The following is a 14,313-nucleotide window of genomic DNA, read 5'->3' on the forward strand; positions in this document are numbered from 1 at the left end:
TTCAAAGAGAAAAAACACGCAAAAAATTTCGTCTATCACAATTGCGCATCGATGGATGAAGCATTGCAAACAGGATCACTTCAATAGAAGGCGCTACTGTGGGTAGAGTGCGTGCACCATCAACTGCAATGATTCCTTATCACGAAAGTAATTGATATCCAATTGATAAGCGGCATGCACCCATTGAACCGTTGCATCTGGCCAAATGGATAAATCTGCATTAAAGTGAATCGCGTCAATCAATTTTCCAGTTTCATGTTCCAAAACAAGCTTCAGATGCTTTTGACCAACCAAACGTTGTTGCACAATCCGGAAATACCCATCAAAAACTGGTTCTGGAAAATGTTGTCCCCATGGACCAGCATAGCGCAACACCTGAGCAAAATCCTTGGACATATCCTCTGGTGCAAGCTCCCCATCAGACAATAGAATGCTCTTTTTATGCTCATCTGAAAGGGCCTCACTGACCTCTTGTTCAAAACAAGATTGAAATTCAGTAAAACGATCGGGTTGTATAGACAACCCAGCAGCCATCGCATGGCCACCAAACTTCTGAATGACGCCAGGGTGACGGCTGTCAATACGCTCTAAAAGATCACGAATATGCACTCCTTCAACCGAGCGTGCCGATCCCTTAATTTCTGAGTCTGATACTTTCGCGAATGCGATCGTCGGGCGGTGGTATTGCTCTTTTAATCGTCCAGCCAAGATCCCTATAATTCCCTGATGCCAGCTTGGATCATATAAACAAATACCATTGGACGCTTCGTGATTAAAATTCAGTTGTTTCAGTGTACTGAGTGCTTCTTGTTGCATGGACTGTTCTATTTCGCGGCGTTCTTTATTGAAGCTATCTAACAAACCCGCTGCATCACGAGCATCATGGATGTTATCCGCGAGAAGACAACGGATGCCAATGGACATATCATCCAAACGTCCGGCGGCATTCAATCGTGGCCCTAATGCAAAACCAAAATCACTGGCAACCAATCGAGATTGAGAACGTCCTGATACTTCGATGAGCGCTTGAATCCCTGGGCGACAGCGTCCTTTACGGATCCGGTTTAAGCCTTGTTGGACCAAAATACGATTATTCGCATCCAGTGGCACAACATCTGCGACAGTTCCCAAGGCAACTAAATCCAGAAGATCAGCTAAGTTTGGTTCTGAACGCTGAGAAAAATATTGTGAATGACGTAATTTAGCTCTTAATGCCACCAATACATAAAATGCCACACCAACACCCGCCAGGTGTTTACTGGGGAATCCACACTGTTCGAGATTCGGGTTTACAATGGCATCCGCATTCGGCAATCGGTCTGTCGGCAAGTGATGATCGGTAATGATCACTTCGATCCCTGCATTTTTCACAATATCAACACCATCGAAGCAAGCAATGCCATTATCTACCGTGATCAAGACATCGGTTCCTTCCTGGATCACCAATCTTGCCATATCTGGGCTCAATCCATAGCCAAAATCAAACCGATTTGGCACCAGATAATCAACGTGATTGAACCCAAATTGTTCTAGGCCAATCTTCAAGACTGCTGTACTTGTTGCACCATCACAGTCAAAATCGCCAACAATCGTCACGCGAAGATTTTGTTCAAGCGCTCGCACCAAGATTTCGACAGCTTTGGGCATCCCATGAAACTGTTGAAAATCAGCAAGTCCCGCAGCTGATAATGCCAGTTCATCACTCGAACTCACACCTCTTGCGGCATAGATTTGTCTTAAAACTGGGTGAATGGACAAAGATAAGTGCGAGTCGTCAACGTGATGACGTCTTTTTATTTCTTTTTGCATGGTGGGAATGGCTGGCTCTCATCGGCTGCGAATACAGCCGATGAGTTTACGCAATTTTGAGATAAAACTTAAAGCGTTTTTTGAATTTTCAGTGTTTGAAGTAAACGCTCTGGTGGCTGGTAACCCGGCAGAAGTGAACCATCACCAAAAACAAGTGCTGGTGTCGCATTAACACCTAAACGCTGGCCTAGCTCAAAGTGCTCTGCAATCGGCGACTTACAACTGGTATTTGCGACTTCTTTTCCGCCTTTTGCATGATCCATCGCAGCTTTTTGGTCTTTGGCACACCATACATTCTTAATCGCATTAAATGCACCGCCGCTTAAACCAGAACGTGGAAATGCCAGATAGCGCACTGTAATTCCTAGCTTATTATAATCGGCCATTTCTGAGTGAAGCTTACGACAATAACCACAAGAGATATCTGTGAACACCGTGACTTGGAATTTCTCATCCTTTGCTTTGTATACAATCATGCTGTCTTCATGATCTTTCATCGCCTTTGAGCGAACAGATTTCATCGCTTCTTCTGTTTCATCTACCGGTCTGCCCCCGGAAACATCCAAAATACGCCCTTGGATCAAATACTTTCCACTCTCAGAAAAGTAGAAAAGTCCTTTGTCGGTCATCACCTGATAGAGGTTACTCACTGGCGATTCACCAATGCTCGTCACGGTTAAGCCTAAATTCTTTGCATGGGTTTTGATCGCATCATCCCTTGATTTAAACTTTTGAGACTGAGTCTTGCCGTTTTGAGTTTTTGATTCATTATTCTCGGCTGCTACAGCAGTATTCATATTTATAGCCAAGGCCATTGACCCTGCTACCATCCATTGCATTAATCGATTCAATTTCATAGTCGGTACCAATTGTTTCTATCTCACGCTCAGATAGACCGTTACAATTCGAGTAAAGTTTCATCAGAGCTTTTACAAACGAAGGATCTCACTGGACCTTCTAGCGTAAATTGCTATTTTGGGCACTTTTGGAAGCCTTACTATATCAATCTACAGCCTGCTTCTGATGAAGTTTTCAAAATCATACTTCTCATTCCCTTTTGGAAACTTCATCAATGGACCCCGAATGTACTACAGATTGAGGCAACAATTAACTTTTAAATGCCGAATTTCATCATTTTCCTCAAAAAGTGATACACTCGCGCAAAATCATTTGTGGTTGATGTGAATATGAAAATCGGTCTGTTTTACGGCTCCTCAACCTGCTACACAGAAATGGCGGCAGAAAAAATACAGAATATTCTTGGAAAAGATCTCCTCGATATCCATAACATTAAAGATGTTTCTCTCTCTCGAAGCGCTGAATACGATATTCTTATTTATGGAATTTCCACCTGGGATTTTGGTGAACTCCAAGAAGATTGGGAGTCGCACTGGGATGATGTTCATGGCCTCGATCTCAGTGGGAAAATCGTTGCACTTTATGGTCTAGGCGATCAACAAGGGTATGGTGAATGGTTTCAAGATGCGCTGGGTATGCTGCATGATGCAATCTCCCCACAACCCTGCGCCCGAGTCGGATTTTGGCCAAATCAAGGTTATGAGTTCATTGCATCCAAAGCACTCACTGACGAACAATCACAATTTGTGGGCCTTTCACTCGATGAAGAAAGCCAATACGATCAAACTGATGAACGGATCGCCACTTGGATTGAACAGATCCTCGGAGAAATCGAAACCATTTACGCCGATTAAAATTTTAAGTAGAAATCCTTGGCCAACGCGCGAAACTCACTTGTATAGGCATTTTCTGCATCACGAATGGTCAGCGCTTCTTCGTTGATAACAATGTCTGAGGGCGTTTTTCGAGAAATCACTTTTTGAAATGCCAGCAGCACACGCTTTGGCTGTTGGCCTGCTCGTGTAAAGACGATACAACGGCTGTGTAATTGAAGATCATTCAAACGTCCAACGTCTTTGAGCGTTTTTTCTGCCTCAATGGGAACAACCAGACACATCATTCCTTCGTCTTTCAACAATAGGGAAGACTGCTGCATTAGCGTGGAAAATGAGAGTTTTTCGGTATGACGTGCTTGTGTTCGTTTGGCACAAGGTGAATGAAGACTTCCTGTAAAATAAGGCGGATTAGACACAATCAACTCATATTGATTTTGTCCATAAAAGTTTTGCAACGATGAATGATGAACTGCAATTCTGCCGCCCCAAGGACTTTCCTGTACGTTTCGTGTTGCTTCCTTGACTGCGTCGTCGTCAATATCAATCGCATCAATGTGAATGGCCTCGAAACGTTGCGCCATCATCAATGCAATCAAACCAGAACCCGTGCCAATATCCAGCACGTTTTGCAATGGGTTAAATTGAGGAGGTTTTACCCATGATCCGAGAAGAATACCGTCCGTATTAACCTTCATCGCACAATGCGCATGGGAGACATAAAACTGTTTAAATTGAAAACCAGACAAACAACACTCACCCTCTTGGACACAACAAGGTATAATAGCCGCTTTTATCAGTCGAATAAATCGTAAAACCATGCACTTTGAAGATCTTGATTTAGATGCAGCCATCCTGGAAGGGATCAAGGCTCTAGGTTATCAAAAGCCGACAACGATTCAACAGCAAGCCATACCAGTCGCTTTGGATGGTAGAGACTTACTTGCTTCAGCGCCAACTGGCACAGGCAAAACCGCTGCGTATTTGCTTCCTGCATTACAGCATTTGATCGATTTTCCCCGCAAAAAACCTGGTTTTGCGAGAGTGTTGATCATGACGCCAACTCGCGAGTTGGCTTATCAAACCTATGAGCAGGCGAAAAGCTTGGCTCAATTCACTGAGTTATCTCTCGGTGTGATCACGGGCGGAATTAACTATGGTAGTCATCATGAAGTCTTGAACAAGAATAATGACCTGTTGATTGCAACACCAGGCCGATTGATGGAATATCTGGAAAACGAAACATTCAACCCGCTTGATGTTGAATTGCTGATTTTAGATGAAGCCGATCGCATGCTTGATATGGGCTTTCTGAAAGAAATGGATCGTATCGCTGCCGAGACAAAGCGACGGAAGCACACTTGGTTGTATTCTGCGACCCTCGAAGGGGCTTCGTTGATTAAATTTGCCCGTCAGATCATGCCAGATCCGGCTGAAGTCTATGCTAGCCCTCCTCGTCGTGAAAAACAAAAAATCCAACAGTGGATCCACTTAGCTGATGATTATGATCATAAGTTCAAACTGTTGGTTCATTGGCTCAAACAGGAAGAAACACAGAAGTCGATTGTGTTTGTGAAAACACGAGAACGCCTTCAAACCCTGATTGGTCAACTGCAAAGTGAAGGCCTCAAAACATGCTGGCTTCAAGGAGAAATGCCACAGCATAAACGAAATCAAGCGATTGATGCCTTTCATCAAAACAAAGTTTCTATCCTCGTCGCGACCGACGTTGCAGCGCGAGGAATCGACGTAGATGACGTCACCCACGTTATTAACTTCGACATGCCACGTAAAGCGGATGTTTATTTGCACCGCATTGGCAGAACTGGACGCGCAGGGAAAAAGGGAAATGCACTTTCTCTCGTTGAAGCCCATGACATGGAGATCCTTTCAAAAGTTGAGCGCTACACCGATCAAAAGCTGGCAAGACGTGTCATTGAATCATTAAAGCCGAAGCACAAGGCGGCCAAGGTTCCGGTAAAGAAGAAAAAGAAAAAGGTAAATACGGCTACACCTGCGAAAAAGCCGAAAAAGCCGAAAAAGCCAAAGAAGAAGTAAATGATTGAGCGCCCTTTTTTTGAGGAGGGCGCTCAACATCACAATAAAATCTATTCAGCTTCTTTTCTTGTGAATACGTATTCAGTCTCTGTCGATAGCGCCGCATCATAACGATATCCACCAAGCTCAAACGCTGTCAGCCCTGATAACTCATTGACTTGGTTTTGAATAATATAACGAGCCATCATGCCACGTGCTTTTTTTGCGAAAAAGCTGATCACCTTATATTGACCGTTTTTCCAATCTTTAAAGACAGGGGTAATGATCGTACCTTGCAATTGCTTTTTCTTCACGGATTTAAAGTATTCGTTCGAGGCAAGGTTAATCAAAATATTATCACCCTGTGCCGCCATGGCTTGATTAACATGACCCGTGATTATTTCTCCCCAGAACGCATACAAATCCTTCCCATGTGGATTCTCCAACTTCGTCCCCATTTCTAATCGATATGGCTGCATCAGATCAAGCGGCTTTAATAAACCATAGAGGCCACTTAATATACGCAAATGTTTTTGTGCATATTGAAAATCTTGCTCACTGAAAGTTTCAGCATCTAACCCTGTATAGACATCCCCATTAAATGCAAGCACTGCCTGCTTTGCATTATCGAGGGAGAACTCAGGATGCCACTGGTGAAAGCGAACCGCATTCAAGCTCGCCAATTTATCACTGATTTTCATCAGGCTACCTATCTCCTGAGGTGACAGTTCTCGACAAATTTCAATCAGTTTTTGTGCTTGTTCCAAGAGCTCTGGCTGTGTGAATGTTGTGGTTTTAGGGGAAGTTTCATAGTCAAGATTTTTTGCGGGAGATACGACGATTAGCATGTGCGCCTCATTATTAGCGAAAGATTGAAGAATGCATGTGCAAATCATATCTATTTACAACGAATGCATCAATGACATTGGCGAAACAAGGCGTGGACAGGCAGGAAAAATACAAGGTTATCTGCTAAAACTAACCTTATTCATTGATGGTTGAAGAACACTCCATGCGCTTGATTTTTTGCTCTCTCATTCTCATGACCTCATTGTTACAAGCCTCGGAGCTAAAGAAAGTCTCACTTGCTGTCGGTGAATGGCCGCCATTTATTGCATCCAAACCTTCCTTGCAAGGCATATGCGTCAATATCCTTTCGGAAGCATTTAAAACGCAGGGTATTGAAGTTATGTTCGAGTTTACATCTTGGAAAGAAGCGTTCGAGAATGCAAAAAATGCAAAAATCGATGGCACTCCACTTTGGTTTTACACCAAAGAAAGAGCAAAGCAATTCTACTACAGCGAGCCAATCATCACGCATAAGATTGTCTTTTTTCATTTAAAAGATCACGAAGAAGCACAGTGGACAACTTGGAAAGATCTTGCAAAGTATCGATTTGTAGGAACAGTTGGCTACCTGTTCAGTCCAAAAATCAGCCCTGCATTTGAAGATAAAACACTCACCTTACACCGGACCGTGAATGATGAAGTTGGTCTCCGTATGATCTTAAAGCGTAAGGCAGATTATACAATTAACGATATTGATGTTGGTTATTACCTCATTCGGACCTTACTCAAAGAAAAAGATGCAAGCGCATTCAGTCACACGAAAAAGCCAATTGACGATGAAGTGACATCACACTTTCTGGTCTCTAGAAAGCATGTTGAATCTCACTCACAACGTGTACTAAAAGCAATCAATGCCGGGTTAAAAGAAATTAAAAGTACTGGACGATATGATGAGCTCCTAAAGAAAAGCCGTTCACCAAAAATGTAACGAACGGCGCGACTTTATCCACAGACATCTGATCTTACAGGGAAAAAGCATTCTATCTTACGTATGATGTTCCTCTAAATACAATACGAACAGATTATGGTTGTAATTTTCCTACACAAAAAGCCATAATATGGTGTTATTTTCAGGTTCAATTCGTTACAAAATTACACAGGTGAATGCATGTCCAATCTTCTTGAGCAACTCAAACAAGTCACAACCGTGGTTGCAGATACTGGTGAATTCAGTGCTATCGAAAAATTCAAACCCGTCGATGCAACAACAAACCCTTCATTGCTCCTCAAAGCTGTATCTGGCAATGCATATGATGACTTAATTGAAGACGCGATCACCTGGGCAAAACAGCAGTCCAGCGATAAAAACACACAGATTGAAGATACATGTGACAAGCTAGCGGTCAGTATTGGTACTAAAATCGCAGGGATCATTCCTGGGCGGATCTCAACAGAAGTTGACGCAAGACTCTCTTTTGATACCGAAAAAACGCTCGCAAAAGCACGTAAATTAATCGCTTTGTATGAAGCAAATGGTTTATCAAAGGATCGCGTCTTAATCAAGATCGCATCCACATGGGAAGGGATCAAAGCAGCTGAACAGCTAGAGAAAGAAGGTATCAATTGTAACCTGACCCTACTGTTTAATTTTGCACAAGCAAGAGCCTGTGCAGAAGCAGGTATCTTTTTGATTTCACCATTTGTTGGTCGCATTCTTGATTGGTACAAAGCGAATACCGAGAAAACTGAATATACGGCCGAAGAAGATCCTGGTGTGTTATCAGTTCGTGAGATTTATAAGTACTATAAAACACACAACTACAAGACAGTAGTCATGGGAGCCAGCTTCCGTAATACAGGCGAAGTATTGGCATTGGCTGGCTGTGATCGCCTAACAATCAGTCCGAACCTTCTGGAAGAACTTGAAGGGATGGCAGGCGAGTTAGATGTCAAGCTAAAACCTGCCACTGAGACACAAGCACCAGGCGAGCGCCTCTCAGAATCTGAGTTTCGTTGGGCGCTCAACGAAGATCCAATGGCAACGGAAAAACTTGCACATGGGATCCGCAACTTTGCTATTGACCAAGTTAAACTGGAAAAACTCATCGAAGCAAAATTATAAGCCGAGTATCGTAGCAGAAGGATGAGACATGACCATCGCTAACACACCTGTCTGGCAGGCATTAACAACCCATCGAGCATCGCTCGATGGGTTTCACCTGAAAAACGCTTTCCAAGATGACCCGAACCGCGCAGCAACCTATACTGCAACTGCCTGTGGCTTGACCGTCGACTATTCTAAAAACCTGATCACTGATGAAACTTGGTCTTTACTGAAGCAATTGGCAAATCAGTGCAATCTGGTTGAAAAATGTCAAGCGATGTTTTCTGGTCAAAAGATAAATACCAGCGAAGATCGTGCAGTTTTGCACACTGCCTTAAGGGACTTTAGTCGACAACCAATTATTGTTGACGGCAAAAACATTGCAGAAGATGTTCAAGCTGTACAAGAAAAAATGAAACAGTTTGTCTCTCAAGTTCATGACGGTACTTGGCTTGGCTACCAAGGCCAGCCCATCAAAGATGTGCTCAGCATCGGAATTGGTGGCTCATTCCTTGGTCCTAAAATCATGAGTGAAGCGCTTTTGCCATACCGCGAAAATAAAGTGAAAGTTCACTATGTCGCAAATGTCGATGCCCACCATATTCGTGATGTGCTAGCAAAGCTTGACCCTGCGACGACTTTAGTAATTATGTCATCCAAGTCGTTCACGACACAGGAAACACTCAATAATACCTTGATTGCTAAACAGTGGCTGCTTGATGATGGCGCCACTCAATCTGACGTTGCAAAACACTTTGTCTGTGTTTCGTCCAATGTCGCAGCTGCATCTGAATTTGGAATTGCTCCTGAGAATATTTTCCCAATGTGGGATTGGGTCGGTGGCCGATATTCATTGTGGTCTGCGATCGGGCTTCCGATTGCATTGGACTTGGGTTATGAAGGCTATGAAGCATTATTGCGTGGCGCTTATGATATGGACCGCCATTTTCAAGAAGCACCAATCTCCCAAAACTTACCGATGATCTTGGCATTGCTTGGTGTCTGGTATATCAATTTCTTTGATGCCGAATCCCATGTATTACTCCCTTATTATCATTACCTACGTGGACTTCCAGCCTATGTTCAACAATTGGACATGGAAAGTAATGGTAAACAGGCAACACTGGACAATGCTTACGTCGATTATGCGACAGGCCCAGTCATTTGGGGTGGTGAAGGAACCAATGGTCAACATGCTTTTCACCAGCTCATGCATCAAAGTCAGCGGATTATTCCTGCTGATTTCATTCTACCATTGGTTGCAGACCATCAATATTCAGAGCAACATGCAATGCTTGCAGCAAATTGCTTTGCACAAACACAAGCGTTAATGGTCGGAAAAACTGAGGAAGAAGCAAAAGCCGAATTGCAAGATAAGGGCTTCACCAAAGCCACTTTAGCTGCACTTTCTGTACAGAAGTTTATGCCAGGAAATAAACCGAGCAATACTATTCTGTTTGACAAATTAACCCCATACCAGTTGGGCACGATCATCGCTTTATACGAACACAAAGTCTTTTGTCAGGGGGTGATCTGGGGCATTAATTCCTTTGATCAATGGGGTGTGGAGCTTGGAAAAGTGCTTGGTAATCAGATCCTGCCTCATTTGGGTAAGGAGGCATCACAAGCTAACTTTGATGCCTCAACAAACCAACTCATCCAAAGGTTCTTAACCGCTAATCGCACATAAATTAAGATGAGCCCTACAATTGGTGGGGCTAATTTTTTCTAAAGCAATCCGTTTTTATCTCAACCCGTCTTTATCTCAAAACGCTTTTGTTATAGCTCCTTCATATTTGTTCAATGTCATACAAATTCAACAAAACCATTTTATTTTGTCATTTACTATGGTATAGCTAACTGGGCAGAAAAAAACCAAAGGAGGCAAAAATGGAAATGCTAGACGAAGTTCTAAGCGTCATTGAGCGCTCTTCATCCAAAAAATCCCCCCCTGCAAAAAAGCGAAGATGGCGCGAAATCGAAGCGCTGAAAGAAAAACACCGTCTTAAAAAAGAACTCCAAAGTATTGACTGCACGCTCGATCCGCAACTGGACGACCTCGACTTTTAAAGAAAAAGCCCGCATTGATAGCGGGCTTTTTCTTTTATCTTATACACATTTATACTTGCCAATTGACGGGTGATTTCCCTAATTGCTCAAGATATTGATTTGCTTTTGAGAAATGGCCACAACCTAAAAATCCACGATGGGCAGAAAGCGGAGATGGATGCGGTGCACGAAGAATCAAATGTTTTTGCTGGTCGATATTTTTACACTTCTTCTGGGCATGCGCGCCCCAAAGGAGGAAAACAACCCCGCTTGTATACTGGTTCACTGCATCAATGACTCTATCAGTGAATTGCTCCCAACCAAGTTGACGGTGTGAATTGGCCTGCCCCGCTTCAACGGTCAGTACGGAGTTCAGCAACAATACTCCTTGCTCTGCCCACGAAGCCAAATAACCATGATTTGGAATTTGAAAACCAGGGATGTCTTGTGCCAGTTCTTTATAGATGTTCACTAAAGAAGGCGGTGTACGTACACCATGTTGTACAGAGAAACACAAACCATGCGCTTGATCTGGACCATGGTAAGGATCTTGCCCAAGAATAACGACCTTCACCGACTCAAGTGGTGTCATACTAAATGCATTAAAAACGTCTTCCTTCGGCGGATAGACCGTGATGCCCTGTTGGCGCCTCTGCTCGACGTAATTCAGCGTCTCCATAAAGTAGGGTTGTTGTTTTTCGATGCCAATCACATCGCGCCAGGTCAGCATAAGTGTTTCTCACTATTTTAAATTCACTGCGCGTATTATATCGATCATAAGACGATCCTTGAACCAGGATTGAATAATTGCGATCAAGATCAAACAAAACCAATATCTTGGTATGAATAACTCGGGATAAATACGCTTTTTGACTGGTTGTTTCCAAATCAGAAAAATCATCTAATACAGCCGCCGTATCCTATCCGATAATTCCTTGGAGTATATAAACATGTTAAGAACCACGATCCTTTCTCTTGCTGCCCTTGCCACTAGCTTTGTCGTCAACGCCAACGAAAATCCATATTTACAGCATTGCCTGATGGATGCACCAAGCACAATGACCTCTTGGAAAGTCAATCCACTCAACGTCATGAACTCACTTGCTCATGCAGATTTGGCTGTTGTTGGTACGGTCACATCAGTTGAAAAGATCAAAGAAGAATTCTATGTCACTGGTGAATACATCAAGGAAGAAAAAGTGAGTGTCTTAGTAACCAATGCAATCTATGACAGTAATCAATGGTTCCAAACATACGGCGGAAAAACAACTGACACAATAGAGCTGACGCTAAGAACACAATTTGGTGGTGACGTTTCCATCGGGCAATATCCGATGGAAAAAGGAAAAAGCTACATCCTGCATACGAAAATCCATGAGCAAACAGGAACGAATCAGTTTAAAGCAACGGTTTATCCATGTGGGCCAACAACTTCTCTAGCAGAAGACCGTGCGCATGAGCATGTCGATATTCTAGATAGTCTCATCAGCGGTGTACTTGTTGTTGAACCACCAATGTAATTTGGCTTATTCAAGCTTATCAGGAAGCGCGATTGCGCTTCCTCTAGTGAGAGACTGAGGCCTTCAATTACAGTAAAAAATCACGCAACGCAGCAAAGTCAGCTGGCATCTTGCTGGAAAGCAGTTCCTTTTCCCCGTAGTATTTCAATGTTTCAGGTAAAGGAAAGTCTTCACCCAAAATCCCTTTAACGGCTTCATAAAACTTCCCTGGATGTGCAGTCCCTAAGAAAACACCGACTTCATCATCACTCAATGACTCTTCCAGTGCCTGATAAGCCACTGCGGCATGTGGCTCAGACAGATAGCCTCTTTCCTTTAATGCTTTAACACTTGCTTCCGTTTGCGCTTCGGAAATCGACATGGATGAAAGTAATGCTTCCATATTCTGTGTTTTCAACAAATTCTCAACGCGCGGCCAGTTATTCGGGGCAGCAACATCCATCGCATTCGATAATGTCGCTTTCGTCGGTACTGGAGACCATTCACCACTCGACAAATAGCGTGGTACGGTATCATTGGCATTCGTTGCAGCGATAAAGCGTTTTACCGGGAGACCCAAACGCTTCGCAATCAGACCCGCCGTTAAGTTTCCAAAGTTACCACTTGGTACTGAAACAACTGATTTTTCTCGCTGCTCTTTCGGTAGCTGAGCAATCGCCTCAAAGTAATAACATACTTGGGCAAGCAGTCGGCTGATATTGATAGAGTTCGCGGAGTTTAAACCTATCGCATCAACAAGTTCTTGATCATCAAATGATTGTTTCACCAATGATTGGCAAGCATCAAAATCTCCGTCAATTGCAATTGTGCGAATATTCTTGCCTAGCGTGCAGAACAGCTTTTCCTGCAGTGGACTGATCTTGCCTTCTGGGTAAAGGATCACCACTTCAACCCCTGGCAGATCATAAAAAGCATGCGCAACTGCTGCACCTGTATCACCGGATGTAGCGGTTAAGATCGTGACTTTCTTGTCCGATTTCGCAGCAAGTAGGCTCTGGGCCATAAAGCGACCACCGAAGTCCTTAAAGGCAAGTGTCGGCCCGTGGAATAACTCGAGGCAATAATGTTTTTCATCCACTTGATGGAGTGGTGCTGGAAAAGTAAAAGCCGTTTCTACAGCCTGATGGAGTTGTGCTTTTGGCCATTCATCGCCAATCAAGCGCTCAAGAATAAGCTGGCTTCGAGCAACAAAGGGCATATCAAGCAGCGCATCCATATCTTCAAATGTTTCCCAGCTCTCAGGAAAATAAAGCCCTTGATTGTTACCAAGACCTTTGAGTACAGCTTGTTGGAAGCTCACCACATCTGCCGCATCTTTTAAATTCACTAATTTCATTTATTCTTCCTCGTACCAGTTCTTGGCGCCTTTTTCAGCAGCGCGACAAATGTGCACAAATCCTTCGTCGGATTGTAGATAATTTTCTTTGAGCCAAGTAACACACTGTTCAGCTCTTTCTTTTTCTCGGCAGACAGCAAATAATGTTGGTCCAGCACCAGAGATGCCGACCACGGTTTCCCCTTCTTGAGTTAACGCTTTTTTCGCCTCAGCAAAGCCTTGAATGAGTGCCGCTCGGTGTGGTTCTGCAACGACATCTTTAAGCATGTCCAGAGCACTCTGTGCATTTTGTTGATAACTGCTTGATACAAAACCTGAAAGATACTGAGCAAACAGAATACTTTCTTGAAGTGACAATTCTTTTGGAAGCACTGCTCGAGAAGCAGCAGTGTTGAGTTTAAATCCAGGGAATGCCATCACCCAGTACCAATCCGTGAACGCAGGCACTTGCTGGAAAGGTTGCTGCTGGCTTGGGACCATCAACTGCATGCCACCAAAATAACATGGTGCAATATTGTCAAAATGCATGGCACCACTGATCCCACCTTCAAGCTGCGCCATGACTTTCATCAGTGCCAAATCATCCAAGTGATCATCCATAAACTGATTCATTGCTGTCAAAGCGGCAACGACCGAGCAAGCACTGGAACCAAGACCACTACCGACAGGTAAGTATTTCTCTAGTTCAATACGTAAAGTTGGCTTCTCCAGCGCTTGACAATCTGGATGGGCAAAATAAGCTTCAACAGCTTTCATGACCAAATTGTCTTCATCTTCAGGTAAATGGTGTACAAAGGGGCCTGAGCAAATCAGTGAATCCTTTTTACCTGCGTGGCAACTAATCGTGATCCGATCTCCCAAATACACATCTTCAAGCGGGGCCAAAGCCAGCCCCAGAGAATCAAACCCAACGCCAACATTCCCAATGGAAGCCGGCGCAAAAACACGAACAGGTTGTTGATTAGAATACGACACGCT

General features: G+C 43.6%; 15 protein-coding genes. 7 read left to right on the top strand and 8 right to left on the bottom strand.

Annotation, left to right across the window (positions count from 1 at the left end; genetic code table 11):
• Nucleotides 1-93: 93 nt before the first annotated feature.
• From recJ to C505_RS24530, 3 genes are all read right to left on the bottom strand, one after another.
• Nucleotides 94-1,809, bottom strand: a complete 1,716-nt coding sequence (gene recJ, locus C505_RS0108040; RefSeq protein ID WP_018692088.1) for a single-stranded-DNA-specific exonuclease RecJ — start codon at nucleotides 1,807-1,809, stop codon at nucleotides 94-96.
• Between the two features lie 68 nt (nucleotides 1,810-1,877).
• Nucleotides 1,878-2,606, bottom strand: a complete 729-nt coding sequence (dsbC, locus tag C505_RS0108045; RefSeq protein WP_169337022.1) for a bifunctional protein-disulfide isomerase/oxidoreductase DsbC — start codon at nucleotides 2,604-2,606, stop codon at nucleotides 1,878-1,880.
• Nucleotides 2,578-2,730, bottom strand: coding sequence for a hypothetical protein (locus C505_RS24530; protein WP_169337023.1), 153 nt, complete (start codon nucleotides 2,728-2,730; stop codon nucleotides 2,578-2,580). Before C505_RS24530 ends, dsbC begins: the two co-directional genes overlap by 29 nt.
• 266 nt (nucleotides 2,731-2,996) lie before the next feature.
• Between C505_RS24530 and fldB the strand changes: the two genes are divergently transcribed.
• Complete coding sequence (fldB, locus tag C505_RS0108050; RefSeq protein WP_026317825.1) at nucleotides 2,997-3,521, top strand: flavodoxin FldB; 525 nt, start codon at nucleotides 2,997-2,999, stop codon at nucleotides 3,519-3,521.
• On the opposite strand, the gene C505_RS0108055 is transcribed toward fldB, so the two are convergent.
• Nucleotides 3,518-4,249, bottom strand: coding sequence for a tRNA1(Val) (adenine(37)-N6)-methyltransferase (locus C505_RS0108055; RefSeq protein WP_026317826.1), 732 nt, complete (start codon nucleotides 4,247-4,249; stop codon nucleotides 3,518-3,520). The two genes, fldB and C505_RS0108055, sit on opposite strands and share 4 nt — an antisense overlap.
• Nucleotides 4,250-4,319: 70 nt before the next feature.
• Here C505_RS0108055 and srmB point away from each other — a divergent pair, with 70 nt between their 5' ends.
• On the top strand, nucleotides 4,320-5,558 hold the full coding sequence (gene srmB, locus C505_RS0108060) for an ATP-dependent RNA helicase SrmB (RefSeq protein ID WP_018692092.1): 1,239 nt from the start codon (nucleotides 4,320-4,322) through the stop codon (nucleotides 5,556-5,558).
• A gap of 50 nt (nucleotides 5,559-5,608) precedes the next feature.
• Here the strand turns inward: srmB and yaaA are convergent, their stop codons facing one another.
• A complete protein-coding gene (gene yaaA, locus C505_RS0108065; RefSeq protein ID WP_018692093.1) occupies nucleotides 5,609-6,385 on the bottom strand; it encodes a peroxide stress protein YaaA in 777 nt (258 codons plus the stop codon).
• A gap of 164 nt (nucleotides 6,386-6,549) precedes the next feature.
• Between yaaA and C505_RS0108070 the strand changes: the two genes are divergently transcribed.
• The 4 genes from C505_RS0108070 to C505_RS0108085 all read left to right on the top strand — a co-directional run bounded on the left by C505_RS0108070 (nucleotide 6,550) and on the right by C505_RS0108085 (nucleotide 10,500).
• Nucleotides 6,550-7,314 (top strand): substrate-binding periplasmic protein, encoded by a 765-nt coding sequence (locus tag C505_RS0108070; protein ID WP_018692094.1) that lies wholly within the window; start codon nucleotides 6,550-6,552, stop codon nucleotides 7,312-7,314.
• A 180-nt stretch (nucleotides 7,315-7,494) separates the two neighbouring features.
• Entirely contained in the window at nucleotides 7,495-8,448 is a 954-nt protein-coding gene (gene tal / locus C505_RS0108075) for a transaldolase (RefSeq protein WP_018692095.1), read from the top strand.
• A 28-nt stretch (nucleotides 8,449-8,476) separates the two neighbouring features.
• The gene (pgi, locus tag C505_RS0108080; RefSeq protein ID WP_018692096.1) at nucleotides 8,477-10,120 is read left to right on the top strand and encodes a glucose-6-phosphate isomerase; all 1,644 of its coding nucleotides are present in this window, start codon (nucleotides 8,477-8,479) and stop codon (nucleotides 10,118-10,120) included.
• A gap of 200 nt (nucleotides 10,121-10,320) precedes the next feature.
• Nucleotides 10,321-10,500, top strand: coding sequence for a DUF3545 family protein (locus C505_RS0108085; RefSeq protein ID WP_018692097.1), 180 nt, complete (start codon nucleotides 10,321-10,323; stop codon nucleotides 10,498-10,500).
• Nucleotides 10,501-10,549: 49 nt separating this feature from the next.
• Here the strand turns inward: C505_RS0108085 and ung are convergent, their stop codons facing one another.
• On the bottom strand, nucleotides 10,550-11,209 hold the full coding sequence (ung, locus tag C505_RS0108090) for a uracil-DNA glycosylase (protein ID WP_018692098.1): 660 nt from the start codon (nucleotides 11,207-11,209) through the stop codon (nucleotides 10,550-10,552).
• A gap of 220 nt (nucleotides 11,210-11,429) precedes the next feature.
• On the opposite strand from ung, the gene C505_RS0108095 reads away from it, so the two are divergent.
• Nucleotides 11,430-11,999, top strand: coding sequence for a hypothetical protein (locus C505_RS0108095; protein WP_018692099.1), 570 nt, complete (start codon nucleotides 11,430-11,432; stop codon nucleotides 11,997-11,999).
• Nucleotides 12,000-12,066: 67 nt separating this feature from the next.
• On the opposite strand, the gene thrC is transcribed toward C505_RS0108095, so the two are convergent.
• Nucleotides 12,067-13,335 carry a threonine synthase gene (gene thrC, locus C505_RS0108100; RefSeq protein WP_018692100.1) on the bottom strand — a complete coding sequence of 423 codons (1,269 nt, stop codon included), beginning with the start codon at nucleotides 13,333-13,335 and terminating at the stop codon, nucleotides 12,067-12,069.
• On the bottom strand, nucleotides 13,336-14,310 hold the full coding sequence (thrB, locus tag C505_RS0108105; RefSeq protein WP_018692101.1) for a homoserine kinase: 975 nt from the start codon (nucleotides 14,308-14,310) through the stop codon (nucleotides 13,336-13,338).
• Between the last annotated feature and the right edge of the window lie 3 nt (nucleotides 14,311-14,313).

It is taken from the genome of Algicola sagamiensis DSM 14643, from assembly GCF_000374485.1.
Taxonomy (GTDB): Bacteria; Pseudomonadota; Gammaproteobacteria; order Enterobacterales; family Alteromonadaceae; genus Algicola; species Algicola sagamiensis.